General features: G+C 67.3%; 12 protein-coding genes. 4 read left to right on the top strand and 8 right to left on the bottom strand.

The annotated features are described in order from the left end of the window. Nucleotides 1-27: 27 nt before the first annotated feature. The 3 genes from FQS62_RS00995 to oleC all read right to left on the bottom strand — a co-directional run bounded on the left by FQS62_RS00995 (nucleotide 28) and on the right by oleC (nucleotide 2,912). Nucleotides 28-183 (bottom strand): DUF1328 domain-containing protein, encoded by a 156-nt coding sequence (locus FQS62_RS00995; protein ID WP_005407633.1) that lies wholly within the window; start codon nucleotides 181-183, stop codon nucleotides 28-30. Nucleotides 184-264: 81 nt separating this feature from the next. Then, nucleotides 265-1,257, bottom strand: coding sequence for a 2-alkyl-3-oxoalkanoate reductase (oleD, locus tag FQS62_RS00990; RefSeq protein WP_154348328.1), 993 nt, complete (start codon nucleotides 1,255-1,257; stop codon nucleotides 265-267). Further along, nucleotides 1,254-2,912: an olefin beta-lactone synthetase gene (gene oleC / locus FQS62_RS00985; RefSeq protein ID WP_049446168.1), complete on the bottom strand. Its 1,659-nt coding sequence runs from the start codon at nucleotides 2,910-2,912 to the stop codon at nucleotides 1,254-1,256. Before oleC ends, oleD begins: the two co-directional genes overlap by 4 nt. Before the next feature lie 104 nt (nucleotides 2,913-3,016). Between oleC and FQS62_RS00980 the strand changes: the two genes are divergently transcribed. Further along, nucleotides 3,017-3,448: a YkgJ family cysteine cluster protein gene (locus tag FQS62_RS00980; protein ID WP_029380125.1), complete on the top strand. Its 432-nt coding sequence runs from the start codon at nucleotides 3,017-3,019 to the stop codon at nucleotides 3,446-3,448. 115 nt (nucleotides 3,449-3,563) lie between these two features. Here the strand turns inward: FQS62_RS00980 and FQS62_RS00975 are convergent, their stop codons facing one another. From FQS62_RS00975 to FQS62_RS00960, 4 genes are all read right to left on the bottom strand, one after another. Next, nucleotides 3,564-4,454, bottom strand: a complete 891-nt coding sequence (locus FQS62_RS00975; protein ID WP_208043962.1) for an alpha/beta fold hydrolase — start codon at nucleotides 4,452-4,454, stop codon at nucleotides 3,564-3,566. Between the two features lie 127 nt (nucleotides 4,455-4,581). Next, the gene (locus tag FQS62_RS00970) at nucleotides 4,582-5,598 is read right to left on the bottom strand and encodes a 3-oxoacyl-ACP synthase III (protein ID WP_004135358.1); all 1,017 of its coding nucleotides are present in this window, start codon (nucleotides 5,596-5,598) and stop codon (nucleotides 4,582-4,584) included. Nucleotides 5,599-5,701: 103 nt separating this feature from the next. Continuing rightward, nucleotides 5,702-6,019 (bottom strand): DUF4156 domain-containing protein, encoded by a 318-nt coding sequence (locus tag FQS62_RS00965; RefSeq protein WP_005407628.1) that lies wholly within the window; start codon nucleotides 6,017-6,019, stop codon nucleotides 5,702-5,704. A 139-nt stretch (nucleotides 6,020-6,158) separates the two neighbouring features. Continuing rightward, nucleotides 6,159-9,008: a M16 family metallopeptidase gene (locus FQS62_RS00960; protein WP_088480027.1), complete on the bottom strand. Its 2,850-nt coding sequence runs from the start codon at nucleotides 9,006-9,008 to the stop codon at nucleotides 6,159-6,161. A 416-nt stretch (nucleotides 9,009-9,424) separates the two neighbouring features. Between FQS62_RS00960 and FQS62_RS00955 the strand changes: the two genes are divergently transcribed. Then, a complete protein-coding gene (locus FQS62_RS00955) occupies nucleotides 9,425-9,901 on the top strand; it encodes an XAC0231 family protein (protein ID WP_049446162.1) in 477 nt (158 codons plus the stop codon). Nucleotides 9,902-9,970: 69 nt separating this feature from the next. Next, the gene (locus tag FQS62_RS00950; RefSeq protein ID WP_005407625.1) at nucleotides 9,971-10,450 is read left to right on the top strand and encodes a tRNA (cytidine(34)-2'-O)-methyltransferase; all 480 of its coding nucleotides are present in this window, start codon (nucleotides 9,971-9,973) and stop codon (nucleotides 10,448-10,450) included. Nucleotides 10,451-10,640: 190 nt separating this feature from the next. Here the strand turns inward: FQS62_RS00950 and FQS62_RS00945 are convergent, their stop codons facing one another. Further along, a complete protein-coding gene (locus FQS62_RS00945; protein WP_049446160.1) occupies nucleotides 10,641-11,804 on the bottom strand; it encodes an acyl-CoA dehydrogenase family protein in 1,164 nt (387 codons plus the stop codon). Nucleotides 11,805-12,061: 257 nt separating this feature from the next. Here FQS62_RS00945 and FQS62_RS00940 point away from each other — a divergent pair, with 257 nt between their 5' ends. Then, complete coding sequence (locus FQS62_RS00940) at nucleotides 12,062-13,738, top strand: electron transfer flavoprotein-ubiquinone oxidoreductase (protein WP_049446158.1); 1,677 nt, start codon at nucleotides 12,062-12,064, stop codon at nucleotides 13,736-13,738. Nucleotides 13,739-13,787: the final 49 nt, after the last annotated feature.

The following is a 13,787-nucleotide window of genomic DNA, read 5'->3' as shown; positions in this document are numbered from 1 at the left end:
CACCGGCCGGCACCACCCTGCGGTCTTCTATCCGCGCTTGCGGAACATCGAAATCACCGCAAGGATCAGGAACACCACGAACAGGATCCAGGCGATGTTCGTTGCGGCACCGGCGATGCCGGAGAAGCCCAGAACGGCGGCGATGATGGCGATGACAAAGAAAATGATGGCGTAATGCAGCATGGCGCTCCTCGCGGGTGGTCGAGCCTTGGATGGCGTGGGTCCATCCTCCCGATCCTGCGGTGTGCAACCAGTGATGGCGATCTATGCAGCAGATGAAGCCTTCAGCCTTCTCAGCCCTTCTTCAATGCTGACCTGCGGCACGTAGCCGAAGTCACGGCGCGCCGGCGCCATGCTGTACCAGTGCGGCGTGCACAGCTGCTCGGCCAGGAAGCGGGTCAGCGGCGGCTCGCCACGCAGGCGAAGCAGCGGCCACAACCGCTCGCAGACAGCGCCGATGCGGTAGGCGGTCTTGAAGCTGATCGCCTTGTCCACGGTGGGTGCGCCAACAGCGGCCAGCAGCTTGTTGACCAGCTCGCGCATCGGCAGCGGTTCGCCGTTGGAAATGAAGTAGGCCTTGCCCGCACACGCGGCGCCCGGCGCCAATGCCTCGAAAGCGAGGAAGTGCGCGAGCGCGGCGTTGTCGATGTACGTGGTATCCACCTTGTTGGTGCCATCGCCCACCAGGCGCAGGCGGCCCTGCCGCGCACGTTCGGCCAAGCGTGGCACCAGCTGCTGGTCGCCCGGGCCCCAGATCAGGCGCGGACGCAGCGCCACCGTCGCCAACGAGGCGTCATTGGCTGCCAGCACGCGTTGTTCGGCAATCGCCTTGGTCGCCGCATACGGTGCCTGGAAATCCTCGCCGTAAGGCACTTCGTCGGCGCCGAGGCCTTCCACCGGGTGGGTGGCGCGATGCGTCACGCTGGGCGTGGAGGTGTAGACCAGCCGGCCGATACCGTGCGCACGGCAGGCGGCGATCACGTTGTCGGTGCCGACCACGTTGGCCTGGTGGTAGCTGTCATAGCTGCCCCACGCCCCGGCCTTGGCACCGTTATGGAATACCGCGTCAACGCCGGCCACCGCGTGCAGCACCGCCTGCGCATCGGCCAGGTCGCCACGGATCTGGCCCACGCCCATCGCCTGCAGCTCCGGGTAATGGCTGCGGTTGAACGCCAGGACCTGGTGGCCACGTTCGACCAGCCCGCGGCACAGCGCCTGGCCAAGGAAACCACCACCACCGGTGACCAGGATCTTCATGCGCGCTTCTCCAGTTCAGCGCTGGCCCAGACGGCGAGCTTCTCGCGGCCGATCTTGGCGTTGTGACGGATATCGACGGGGAACGATGGATGCACCAGGAAGTGCTGCAGACCGGCGTCTGCCACACGGGCTGCGGCATGCGCACGCAGCGCTTCCTGCAGTGCCGGGCTGTCGGACTGGCCACGCTGCAGTTCCACGCACAGCACCGGTACCTGCGCACCCGGGGCACCAACGCCGACCAGTGCGGTACGTGCCACGCCTGCGACGGTGTTGAACACCGGCTCGACCTGTTCGGTGTACAGGGGGCCGTGCGCGGTTTCCACGCGCTGCGTCTTGCGCCCGCAGAACCACAGGCGGCCCTGCGCATCGAAGTAACCGACGTCGCCCATGCGATGCACCACGCGCGTGCTGCCATCGGCCAGCGTCTCGCGGATCTTCGCCGCGGCCGTGGCCTGCGGGCGGTTGAAGTAGCTGTCGGTGGCGGTCGGTCCGGCCACGGTGATCTCGCCCACTTCGCCGGTGGCCAGCACGCGCACCTGCGACCAGTCCGGCAGCGGTGCGTCATCGATGGCGATGATGCGCACCTCGTTCGGCTCGACCACGCTGCCCACGCAGGTCCCGGCGCCGGCTTCGGTAGCGGCACGGGTGCGCTCCAGCTCGCGGCCCTCCACCACTGCCACCGGCAGGCACTCGGTGGCGCCATAGGGCGTCCAGAACTGTGCGTCGGCGGGCAGCAGGCTGCGGATGGTGGCGACCACGTCCGGCGGCACCGGCGCACCGGCCGACGTCACCCGGGTCACCGTCGGCAGCGGCCGGCCATGCTTCGCCAGCACCCGCATCAGCGCGGGCGAACCGAACAGCTGGGTCACGCCAAAACGCTGGATGGCATCGTGCAGGCGTGCCGGGTCGGCCTGCGCCGGCCGCGTCGGGTCCATGTCCGGGATCACCGAGGTCAGGCCCAGCGCCGGGTCGAACAAGGCAAACGGCGGGAAGGTCGGCAGGTCCACCCCGCCCGCTTCCATGCCGAAGGCACTGCCCAGCAGCTGGATCTGGCCGACGAAATGGCGGTGGCGGTAGACCACGCCCTTGGGCACGCCGGTGGAGCCGCTGGTGAACAGGACCGCGGCCATGTCCTCGCCGTCGGTGGCGGCCAGCATCGGCCCCCCATTGGCGCCGGCGCGCTCCAGCGCGGCCAGGGTGGTTCCGCCCCAGCCGAGGCGGCGGCCGACGGTCACCAGGCGAGTCGCCGAGGGCGCCCAGCGCAGCACCAGCCGTGCCACATGGGCCAGCGGAATGCCGATGAAGGCTTCCGGCTGCGCCTCGTCCAGGCACTGCTTCAGCGCGCGCCTGTCGATGCCCGGGTCGACCAGCACCGGCACCGCGCCCAGCTTGAACAGCGCGAACATCAACAGGAAGAACTCCGGCGAGGGCCGCACCATCACCACCGTGCGCACCCCGCGGCCGATCCCGTAGCCGGCCAGGCCGGCGGCCATGGCGTCGCTGCGGGCATCCAGCTGGCGGTAATCCAGGGTGACGTCGTAGGCGGCCATGCCGTTGCCGGCGCCCCGGCGGCCGGGGCAGCGGATGGCGATCTGGTCGGGGCGTTCACGCGCCAGTTCAGGCAAACGGGCCGCAATATTGCAGGGTCGGTTCATCCGTTCATTGTCGCCGCTTACGGAATTTCTTGCGCGGCGGCCCACTTCGTGGAAAATCCGCACCCTCGTTCCTGATTCCGACTGCCGCCCGAGGCGGCTTGCCCATGCAACATCCCTGCATGACCTGCGGCGCCTGCTGCACCCAATACCGCGTGGCCTTCCACTGGATGGAATCAGACGAGGTCACCCCCGGCGGCGTGCCGCACCAGCTGACCGAGGTGCTGGACCCGCACCGCCTGTGCATGCGCGGCACCCATTCCAAACCGGTGCGCTGCGTGGCACTGGATGCGCAGATCGGCGTGTATTCACGCTGCACCATCCATCCCAACCGGCCCAGCGTGTGCCGCGAGGTGGATGCATCGTGGGAGTACGGAAAGGCCAGCCCGCAGTGCGACAAGGCGCGCATCGCCTATGGCCTGGATCCGTTGACGCTGGCCGACTGGCGCTGGCGCGATGACGCCGACAATGATGACGACCATCCCGATGACAACGGCAACAGCCCGTCTTCGCCGCCGCAGGCACCGGTCGCAGCGTAGTGGTCGTGCCGACCGCTGGCCGGCAACCTCATGAACCCGGCCGGTGTGCCGACCAACGGTCGGCACCTACCCATTACCTCTTCCGGTGGGTGCCGACCGTTGGTCGGCACACCGCTCAGATCGGGTTCTTGTCCAGGAACGCGCGGATCTCCGGCACCAGCACCTCGTGCTTGTCTTCCAGCACGTAATGCCCGGCATCCTCGAAGACATGCACCTGCGCCTTCGGCAACGCGGCCTGGAAACCCTTCAGGAAGTGGTGGTCGAACACGAAGTCGCGCAGACCCCAGCCGAGGAAGGCCGGGCGGTCGGCGAACGACGGCAGCGCCTTGCCGGCGCGTTCCAGCAGCGACCAGGCCTTGTCGGCCGGCGACAGCGGAATGTCCTGCATGAAGCGGATGGTGCTGATGCGGTTGGCGTAGCTGTTGTACGGCGACACGTAGGCGCGGCGCACATCGGCCGGCATCTTGCGCTCCACGCCCAGCCACGACGCACCGGACGAGAACGCATTGAAGGTGCGGATGATCCACTCGCCGATCTTCCAGTGACGGCCCAGCGCGATCTGCCACGGCATCTTCTTCGCCGCCGGCATCGGGAACGCGGCCGTGTTGAGCACCACCAGGCGCTTGACCTGGTCATGGTGCGACAGCGCCCAGCCGAAGCCGATCATGCCGCCCCAGTCGTGCACGGCCAGGGTCACCGGGCCGGTGATGCCCAGGTGCTTGAGCAACGCGTCCAGATCATCCACGCGCGACTGCAGCGTGTACTCGTAGCGGCTGTCATCGGGTTTGTCCGACAGGCCCATACCGATATGGTCCGGCACGATGCAGCGGTATGTGTCCGACAGGCCGGCCACCAGCGTGCGCCAGTAATAGCTCCACGACGGGTTGCCGTGCACCATCACCACCACCTCGCCGTCGCGCGGGCCTTCGTCGAGATAGTTCATCGACAGGCCCGGGCGAACCTCGAAGCGCTGCGGGTGGGCGGGGTAACCGGGAAGATCGCGCATGCGGAGTACCTGGAGAGAATCGCGGCGCGGTGTAGAGCCGAGCCGATGCTCGGCTGTTCTCCGGTCCGCTGCGGAAGAGCCGCGCTGCGCGCGTGAGCCGAGCATGGGCTCGGCTCTACAGGGGGTCTTACCAGACCACTTCGGCCATCGAGCAGTTCAGGCCGGAACCAATGCCCAGAAGCGCGATGCGATCGCCCTTCTTCAGCTTGCCCAGCTGCTTGAGCTTGCTCAGCACGATCGGCACCGAGGCCGGGCCGATGTTGCCGTGCTCACCGAAGATGGTCATGACCTTCTTCGGGTCGATGCCGAAGTTCTTGATGAACGCAGCCGTGTGCGGCTGGCTGACCTGGTGGATCACGAACTGGTCCAGCTCTTCCACGGCCCAGCCCAGGGCGATCTTGGCGGCGGTGAAGGTCTTCTGCGCCAGCTTGATGCCTTCGATCAGCAGCAGGCGGGTGTCGGTGACCATGCGGTCCAGGTTGCCCAGGCACAGCTGGTTCCACTCGGTGGCCGAACGGGTGACACCGCCCTTGTAGCGCGGCGCGTCCGGCACCAGCTCAGAGCGCGCCATCACCATCGCCGCAGCACCCGAACCGGTGGTCAGCGCCGCCAGTTCGTTGCGGAAGTCGTCGGCGGTGACGTCCGGGGCAGTCATGCGCTCCAGGGTCTTCTCGTACACCAGGTTGGCGGTCTCGCCATCCACCACCAGCGCGTAGTCGATGTCGCCGCGCTCGATCATGCGCGCCGCGATGTCCATGCCGTTGATGAAGGCCAGGCAGGCATTGGCGACGTCGAAGGTCATGCACTCGTCGCTGACGCCGAGGTTGCCCGACACGATGGAGGCGGTGGACGGCTCCAGGTAGTCGCGGCTGACCGAGGTGTTGACCAGCAGGCCGACCTGCGTCGCATTGATGCCCGCGTCTTCCAGCGCCTTGCGGCCGGCCATGGTGGCGGCATCGGACGCCAGCACGCCGTTGTCCCACAGGCGGCGGGCATGGATGCCGGCGATATCGCCGAGCACGTCGGTGCGGATACCGAGGCGATCCAACGTCGGCTGCAGCCGCTCGTTGATTTCCTTGGTCGTCAGCGTATGCGGCGCATCAACGTGTGCCAGGCCGGCGATCGAGACATTCTTGAAGAGCATCGAGGTTAGCGCCAAGGCTCAGGCAAAAGGGGGCGCTATTCTATAACCCCCGGGGCCTTCACCGCATCTTTACGAATTCAGGCTTGGCCGTATGGTGAAGCGTTCAGCGCGGCGGGCACTGGAAAGCGGCAAAGCGCTGGCTGCCATCGGCGGGGGCTGCGGCGGCCTGCACGGCATTGGCGCCGGCGCTCGGGGCCTCGTTGCGGGCCAGGGTTTCCAGCTCTTCCTGCACGCGCAGCGGGTTGCGGTTGTAGAAGCCGACCTTGCTCTTCACGGTGACCACTACCTCGCCCTTGGCGATGCAGCCGGCCGGAACCGGACCTGCCGGCAGCACGCGGGTCGCCTTGCCGGCCGGTTCGATCGGCACCCAGGTACAAGCGGTGACGGTGAGCAGCAGGGAGGAAAGCAGCAGAACGCGCATGGGCAGATCCTGGAAGGGTATGGGGAGATTCTGCCTGAACAGCCTGAATCGAGGGTAGCCGGGTAGGGATCACGGAGTTGCCGGCCAGCGGCCGGCACTACCGGGGAGGCCTGCCCGCCGGGGCGGGCAGGCACATCCCTTATTTCTTGACCGGGTTGCCTTCGGCGTCGATCACCGTCACCTCGCCCAGGTTCAGCGCACGCACGGCCGCTTCGGTCTGCTTGAGGTCACCCACCACCACCCAGGTCAGCGCCTGCGGCTTGATCTCGGCGGCGGCCTGCTGCACCTGCGCCGGGGTCATCGCCTCGATCTCGGCCTTGCGACGCAGCACGTAGTCGTCAGGCCGCTTGAACTGCACGATCGAGCCGATGGTCGATGCCACCGCGCTGGCGGTCTCGTAGGCACCGGGCAGGCTCAGGGTCTGGATGTTGCGGATGCGGTTGACCTCGGCGGCGGTGGCCGGCTTGCTGCCGTCGGCGAACGCGGCGATTTCCTTGCGCATTTCCGCCAGCGCCGGGCCGGTCTTGTCGATCTGCACCGGCGCGCTGGCCATCCACGGGCGCTGACCCACCGAATTGACCGCGCTGCTGCGCGCACCGTACGACCAGTGCTTGTCCTCACGCAGGTTCATGTTCAGGCGCGAGGTGAAGTCGCCGCCGATCACGCCGTTGGCGATATCGAAGCGGGTCGAGCTGGTAGCGCTGGACGGCGCCACCACCTGGCCGGCGAACAGGTTGGCCTGCACCGCGCCCGGCTGGTCGATCAGGAACACGCGCGGGCCCTTCGGCAATGCGACGTCGGTGGCCGCCTTCACCTGCGGGGCATCGCCGGCAGCCTTCCAGTCGCCCAGCTGCTTGTCCAGCAACGGCACGATCTCGGCCAGGGTGGTGTCACCGACCACGATCAGGGTGCCGTTCTGCGGGCGCAGCCAATCGTGGTGGAAGTCGACCAGGTCCTCGCGGGTCAGGCCGTTGATCGCTGCTTCGTCACCGCTGCCGGTGAACGGGATGGCATACGGGTGGCCCTTGCCGTACAGCAGCGGCGGCAGCACGCGCATCGCCACCGCACCCGGGTTGACCTTTTCCTGCTGGATGCCGGCGATCCAGGTCGCCTTGACCCGGTCGATCTCGCCCTGTTCGAAGCGCGGCTCGCGCAGCAGGTCGCGGTACAGCGCCAGCGACGGTGCCAGGTTTTCCTTCAGTGCCGACAGGTCCACGCTCATCGAATCCAGGCCGGCCGAAGCATCCAGGCTGGCACCCAGTGCGTCGGCGGCATCGGCGAAGGCCAGCGAGCCGAGCTTGCCGGCGCCTTCGGTCATCAGGCTCATGGTGAAGTTGGCGGTGCCCGGCTTGCGGCCCTGGTCGGCGCTGAAGCCGCCCGGGAACTGGTAGCTGAACTGCACCACCGGAATTTCATGGCGTTCGGCCAGGATCACCTGGGTGCCGTTCTTCAGCGTGGCGCGCTGCAACGCCGGGAACTTCAGCTGCGGGAACTCGCGGGTCTGCGGCACGCCCGCCTTGCGGTCGACCTGCTCCGGCAGGGTGCTGTACTTGGGGTCCACTGCCGGCACGGTGAAGGGCTTCGGCGACTGGCTCGGGTCTTCCTTCAGCGCCACGCGCTCACCCGGTGCGATCACCAGGGTGTGGCTGCCCTTGTCCAGCCACTGTGCGCCCAGGCGGCTCAGGTCGGCGGCACTGGCCTTCTCGATATTGGCCAGCGAGGTGCGGAAGCAGCCCGGGTCGCCAGTGAACACCGCGCACTCGGCCAGCGCATCGGCCTTGCCGCCAAAGCCTCCGATGCGCTCGATGCCACGGATGAAGCCGGCGCGGGCGCCGGTCTTGGCGCGTTCCAGCTCGGCCGCGGTCGGGCCCTGCTTGATCAGGCGATCCAGTTCCTCGTCGATGATCTTCTCGACCTTGGCCGGGTCCTGGCCCTGCTTCACGGTCGCCACGATCACGAAGTTGGAGCCCAGCTGCGAGGTCGACAGGCCCGAGCCGATGCTGTCCACCAGCTTGTCCTGGTGCTGCAGGCGCTGGCTCAGGCGCGAGGATTTGGCGCCGCCCAGCACTTCGGCGAACAGCTGCAGCTGGTCGATGTCAGTGGTGCCGACCTGCGGCACGTTCCAGGCGCGGTAGATGCGTGCCTGCGGCACCTTGTCGGTCATCGTCTCGCGGGTATCGGCACTGCGCTTGGCCACGTTCACCGCCGGCTGCGCCATGGTCGGGCCAGCGGGGATGCTGCCGAAGTAGCGGGCGACCTTCTCCTTGGCGGTCGCAAGGTCGATGTCACCGGCCAGCACCAGCACCGCGTTGTTCGGGCCGTACCAGGTGCGGAACCAGGTCTTCACGTCGTCCAGCGAGGCCGCGTTGAGATCGTTCATCGAGCCGATCACGCCGTGGTGGTACGGGTGGCCAACCGGATACAGCGCCTTGTTGATCTGGTCCCAGGCCTGGCCGTAGGGCTGGTTCTCGCCCTGGCGCTTCTCGTTCTGCACCACGCCGCGCTGCTCGTCCAGCGCGGCCTGGTCGATCGCACCCACCAGATGGCCCATGCGGTCCGACTCCATCCACAGCGCCATGTCCAGCGCGGTGGTCGGCACGTTCTCGAAGTAGTTGGTGCGGTCGGTGTTGGTGGTGCCGTTCTGGCCGGTGGCACCGACCTGCTTGAACGGCTCGAAGTACTCGCCGTCGTGGTTTTCGCTGCTCTGGAACATCAAGTGCTCGAACAGGTGCGCGAAGCCGGTGCGGCCAGCCGGCTCATCCTTGCTGCCTACGTGGTACCAGACATTGACCGCAACGATCGGCGCCTTGCGATCGGTATGCACGATCACGCGCAGGCCATTGGGCAGGGTGAACTGCTCGAACGGGATATCGACCTTGGCCGGTGCCGCCTGCCTGGCGGCCAGTGCAGAGGTGGGCGCGAGCGTGCCCAGGGCGGTGCTGAGGGCGACAGCCAGCAGTGCAGCGCGCGGGCGAAGGGCGAGAGACATTTCCGGATCCTTGGTCACATAGGTGAACCCCGATCCTAGCCTGCGCGCGCAACGGCAGGAATCGGCCAGCAGTCACTGGGGGTGTTTTGCCCCGAGGCCCATCCGGCCGGGCTCCAACGGGGCTCCTGAACCGTCACATGCGTCGGCTGAAGGCGTCCGGACAGTGTCCGCAGCGCGAGGAATGGACAGGTGTCCGCCCACCGGACACTTTCGAATCGAAATAAAAGCCTTGTAAATCAACAACTAAAAGTTGGCACGGGGATTGCTTGGTACTTCCTGCGCCAAGAAGGGCTTCAGACGAAAGCTGACTGAAGACTGAACAAATGCAGGAAATCGAAAATTTTCCTTGCAAGCCCAGAATTGGTGTACTACATTACTACCACACCACCGCTCACCAACACTAAACAGGCCCCGTCATGAACGCCAAGACCATTGCCATCGCCATCGCCCTGATCGCCGGCACCGCGGTTGTTTCGTCGGTGCAGGCCTCCGAATCCATCAAGACCCTGTCCACCGTGCAGGTTCGCCCGGCCGCCGACCAGCTGGCCCAGCAGGCCTGGGAACAGGCCAGCGGCATCCCGACCCTGGCCACCGTGGAAGTGCGCCCGAGCGCCGACCAGCTGGCCGAGCGCAGCGGCTACGTCGCCGCCCCGGTCGCCGCCGCACTGCCGATCACCACCCTGGCCTCGGTGGAAGTGCGCCCGAGCCTGGAACAGCGCGTCGCCCTGGCCGCCGAGCTGGAAGCCCAGCGCTACGCCGCCACCCTGGCCGCAGCCGCCACCAGCGTCGCAAACCAGGTCATCACCAACCTGCCGGCCCTGCAGGTGCGTCCGAGCGCTGCAGACCTGCAGGCCCTGGCCACCGAAACCGCCCAGGTCCTGCTGCGCCCGTAAGCGGTGCCGCCCTGCCCAGCGCAGGGCGTGCGCCGTAAAGGCGGCGGCCGTCGCAGGTACACTGCGCCGATGAATGCCGCGCCCCAGTTCCACGTGATCCTGTTCCAACCGGAAATCCCGCCCAACACGGGCAATGTGATCCGGCTCTGCGCCAACACCGGCGCGCAGCTGCACCTGGTCGAGCCGCTCGGCTTCGCACTGGAAGACAAGCAGCTCAAGCGCGCCGGCCTGGACTACCACGAGTACTCGCGCCTGCAGGTGCACCCCGACCTGGACACCGCGCTGGCGCGGATCGCACCGAAGCGATTGTTCGCCCTGAGTACGCGTGCCAGCGTCCGCTATGACAGCGTGGCGTTCGAAGACGGTGATGCCTTCCTGTTCGGCCCCGAAAGCCGTGGCCTGCCGCAGGACGTGCTCGATGCGCTGCCCGATGGCCGCCGCCTGCGCCTGCCGATGCGGCCGGACAACCGCAGCCTCAATCTTTCCAACACCGTTGCGGTGGTGATGTACGAGGCGTGGCGCCAGCACGGGTTTGCCGGCGGGGCGTAAACCGCTTCTGGTGGGTGCGGACCTTGGTCCGCACCGATGCCCGGTCGCGCGCTGAAGAAATGTGCCAACCAAGGTTGGCACCTACCACAGGCAGGTCGGAGCACCCACCCGGTAGATCCACGCCATGCGTGGATGCCTTTCGCGTGCGCCCGAAGTGCCAACCAAGGTTGGCACCCACCGGAACCAGGTTTCAGAACGCGTTGATGCCGGTCAGTTCGCGGCCGATCACCAGCTGGTGCACGGTCTCGGTGCCTTCATAGGTGATCACCGATTCCAGGTTCAGTGCATGCCGGATCGCCACGTGTTCGGTGGTGATGCCGGCCCCGCCCAGCAGGTCGCGACACTCGCGGGCGATGTCGATGGCCATGCGGCAGTTGTTCCACTTGGCCAGGCTGACCTGCTGCGGCTGCAACTGACCGGCTTCCTTCAGGCGGCCCAGCTGCAGCGCCAGCAGCTGCGCGGTGGTGATGCGGCGGGCCATTTCGGCCAGCTTGATCTGCGCGCTCTGCGTGGCCGCCAGCGGGCGGCCGAACAGCACGCGCTCCTTGGCATAGCCCAGCGCTTCATCCAGGCAGGCGATGGCCGCACCGATCGGCCCCCAGCTGATGCCATAGCGGGCCTGGGTCAGGCAGCCCAGCGGGCCCTTCAGGCCCTTCACGTTCGGCAGGCGATGGCTGTCGGGCACGCGCACGTCATCGAAGAACAGCGCACCGGTCAGCGACGCGCGCAGGCTCATCTTGTGCTTGATTTCCTGCGTGGTGAAACCGGCCATGCCCTTTTCCAGCACGAAGCCCTGGATGCCGTCCTCGGTCTGTGCCCAGACGATGGCCAGGTCGGCCACCGGGCCGCTGGTGATCCACATCTTGCTGCCGGTGATGCGCCAGTCGCTGCCATCGCGCACCGCGCGGGTCTTCATGCTGGCCGGGTCGGAACCACCATGCGCCTCGGTCAGGCCGAAGCAGCCGATCAGCTCGCCGCGCGCCATCGCCGGCAACCACTGCTGGCGCTGTTCCTCGCTGCCATAGGCGTAGATCGGGTACATGCACAGCGAGCTCTGCACCGAGACGAAACTGCGCAGGCCCGAATCGCCGCGCTCCAGCTCCTGGCAGATCAGGCCGTAGCTGACTGCGCCGAGGCCACCGCCGCCGTACTCGGTCGGCAGGGTCGCACCGAGCAGGCCCAGTGACGCGATCTCCGGCACCAGTTCATCGGGGAAGCGGGCCTGGTCGAAGGCATCGCCGATGATCGGCAGCACGCGCTCGTTGGTGAAGCGGGCGACGCTCTCCTGCACCGCGCGCTCTTCCTCGTTGAGCAGGGAACGGACATCGAACAGATCGTACGGATGCAAAGCCATGGCACTCACGCGCAGTCAGGACCTGAGCATTGTCGGTCATCCGGACAGAGCGTGCCGACCAAGGTCGGCACCCACCAGAGCTGCGGCCCTACGCTGCATCGCAGCAATCCGGGTGTGAACATCGGCGATCTAGCTCGATCACGCGCGGCCCGGTACCCTGACACATTCAAACAACCGTTTCGCCCGTGGCCGCACGCGCGATTCCCAGGCACCGCCGGTGGCCCCGATGCCGGCACTACCCACGAGTCATGCAATCGATGAGTGCTGAAGCCAACGCCCTGCCCCCGCGTGAAGTCATGGAATTCGACGTGGTCATCGTCGGTGCCGGCCCCGCCGGCCTGGCCACCGCGATCCGCCTGCGCCAGCGCGCGATCGAAGCCGGCCGTGAACTGTCGGTCTGCGTACTGGAAAAGGGCTCCGAGCCGGGTGCGCACGTCCTGTCCGGCGCGGTGATGGACCCGCGCGCACTGACCGAACTGTTCCCGGACTGGGCCGAGCGCGGCGCACCGCTGAAGCAGAAGGTCACCCGCGACGAATTCCTGTTCCTCAGCGAAACCGGCGCACGCAGCACGCCCAACGCGCTGCTGCCGGAGTGCTTCCACAACGAAGGCAACTACATCATCAGCCTGGGTGAAGTGACCCGCTGGCTGGCGCAGCAGGCCGAGGCGCTGGAGGTGGCGATCTTCCCCGGCTTCGCCGCCGCCGAAGTGCTGTTCGGCGACAACGGTGAAGTGATCGGCGTGGCCACCGGCGACATGGGCATCGAGAAGGACGGCAGCATCGGCCCGGCCTTCGAGCGCGGCATGGCGCTGCAGGCCAGGTACACGATCTTCGCCGAAGGCGCGCGCGGCCACCTCGGCCGCCAGCTGATCGCCCGCTACACGCTGGACGAAGGCAAGGACCCGCAGGCCTACGGCATCGGCATCAAGGAACTGTGGCAGATCGACCCGGCCAAGCATGAGCCGGGCCTGGTGGTGCATGCCGCCGGCTGGCCGCTGGACAGCGACACCTACGGCGGCGCGTTCCTGTACCACGCCGACGGCGGCAAGGTCGCCATCGGCTACGTGGTCGGCCTGGACTACAGGAATCCCTGGCTGAGCCCGTTCGAGGAATTCCAGCGCTTCAAGACCCATCCCTCCATCCGCAAGCATCTGGAGGGTGGCACCCGCATCGGTTACGGCGCGCGTGCGATCACCGCCGGTGGCCTGCTGTCGTTGCCGAAGACGGTGTTCCCCGGTGGCGCCCTGGTCGGCTGCGAGGCCGGCTACCTCAACGCCAGCCGCATCAAGGGCAGCCACGCCGCGATCAAGACCGGCATGCTGTGCGCCGACGCCGCGTTCGACGCGCTGGCTGCCGATCGCCAGCACGATGAACTGAGCGCCTACCCGAAGGCCTTCGAAGCCAGCTGGCTGTTCACCGAACTGCAGCAGGCCAAGAACTTCAAGCAGTGGTTCAAGAAGGGCCAGACCGTGGCCACGCTGATGACCGGTGTGGAACAGTGGCTGCTGCCAAAGCTGGGCGTGCGCAATCCGCCGTGGACCCTGCACCGCACGCAGCCGGATCATGTCTGCCTGGAACCGGCAGCCAAGCACACCCGCATCGCCTACCCGAAGCCGGATGGCGTGCTGACCTTCGACCGTCTCAGCTCGGTGTTCCTCAGCAGCACCAACCACGACGAGAACCAGCCCAGCCACCTGACGCTGAAGGACCCCAGCATTCCGGTGAAGGTGAACCTGGCCGAGTACGCCGGTCCCGAAGCCCGCTACTGCCCGGCCGGTGTGTACGAGTTCGTCGGTGAAGCCGACAACGCACGGCTGCAGATCAACGCGCAGAACTGCGTGCACTGCAAGACCTGCGACATCAAGGACCCGACCCAGAACATCGTCTGGGTGACCCCACAGGGCGGCGGCGGCCCGAACTACTCCGGCATGTGATCGCCGCGGGCTGCGACCGCGTGTCGCAGCCCGTCCGCTCCACCGCGCC

It is taken from the genome of Stenotrophomonas sp. SBJS02, from assembly GCF_020428325.2.
Taxonomy (GTDB): Bacteria; Pseudomonadota; Gammaproteobacteria; order Xanthomonadales; family Xanthomonadaceae; genus Stenotrophomonas; species Stenotrophomonas africana.
This window is presented reverse-complemented; position numbering and strand designations above follow the sequence as displayed.

Excerpts from the sequence above, each read along its gene's own strand:
- FQS62_RS00995 (WP_005407633.1), bottom strand. The coding sequence starts at position 183 with ATGCTGCATTACGCCATCATTTTCTTTGTCATCGCCATCATCGCCGCC.
- oleC (WP_049446168.1), bottom strand. The coding sequence starts at position 2,912 with ATGAACCGACCCTGCAATATTGCGGCCCGTTTGCCTGAACTGGCGCGT.
- FQS62_RS00945 (WP_049446160.1), bottom strand. The coding sequence starts at position 11,804 with ATGGCTTTGCATCCGTACGATCTGTTCGATGTCCGTTCCCTGCTCAAC.
- FQS62_RS00955 (WP_049446162.1), top strand. The coding sequence starts at position 9,425 with ATGAACGCCAAGACCATTGCCATCGCCATCGCCCTGATCGCCGGCACC.
- FQS62_RS00940 (WP_049446158.1), top strand. The coding sequence starts at position 12,062 with ATGAGTGCTGAAGCCAACGCCCTGCCCCCGCGTGAAGTCATGGAATTC.
- FQS62_RS00960 (WP_088480027.1), bottom strand. The coding sequence starts at position 9,008 with ATGTCTCTCGCCCTTCGCCCGCGCGCTGCACTGCTGGCTGTCGCCCTC.
- FQS62_RS00975 (WP_208043962.1), bottom strand. The coding sequence starts at position 4,454 with ATGCGCGATCTTCCCGGTTACCCCGCCCACCCGCAGCGCTTCGAGGTT.
- FQS62_RS00950 (WP_005407625.1), top strand. The coding sequence starts at position 9,971 with ATGAATGCCGCGCCCCAGTTCCACGTGATCCTGTTCCAACCGGAAATC.
- FQS62_RS00965 (WP_005407628.1), bottom strand. The coding sequence starts at position 6,019 with ATGCGCGTTCTGCTGCTTTCCTCCCTGCTGCTCACCGTCACCGCTTGT.
- oleD (WP_154348328.1), bottom strand. The coding sequence starts at position 1,257 with ATGAAGATCCTGGTCACCGGTGGTGGTGGTTTCCTTGGCCAGGCGCTG.
- FQS62_RS00970 (WP_004135358.1), bottom strand. The coding sequence starts at position 5,598 with ATGCTCTTCAAGAATGTCTCGATCGCCGGCCTGGCACACGTTGATGCG.
- FQS62_RS00980 (WP_029380125.1), top strand. The coding sequence starts at position 3,017 with ATGCAACATCCCTGCATGACCTGCGGCGCCTGCTGCACCCAATACCGC.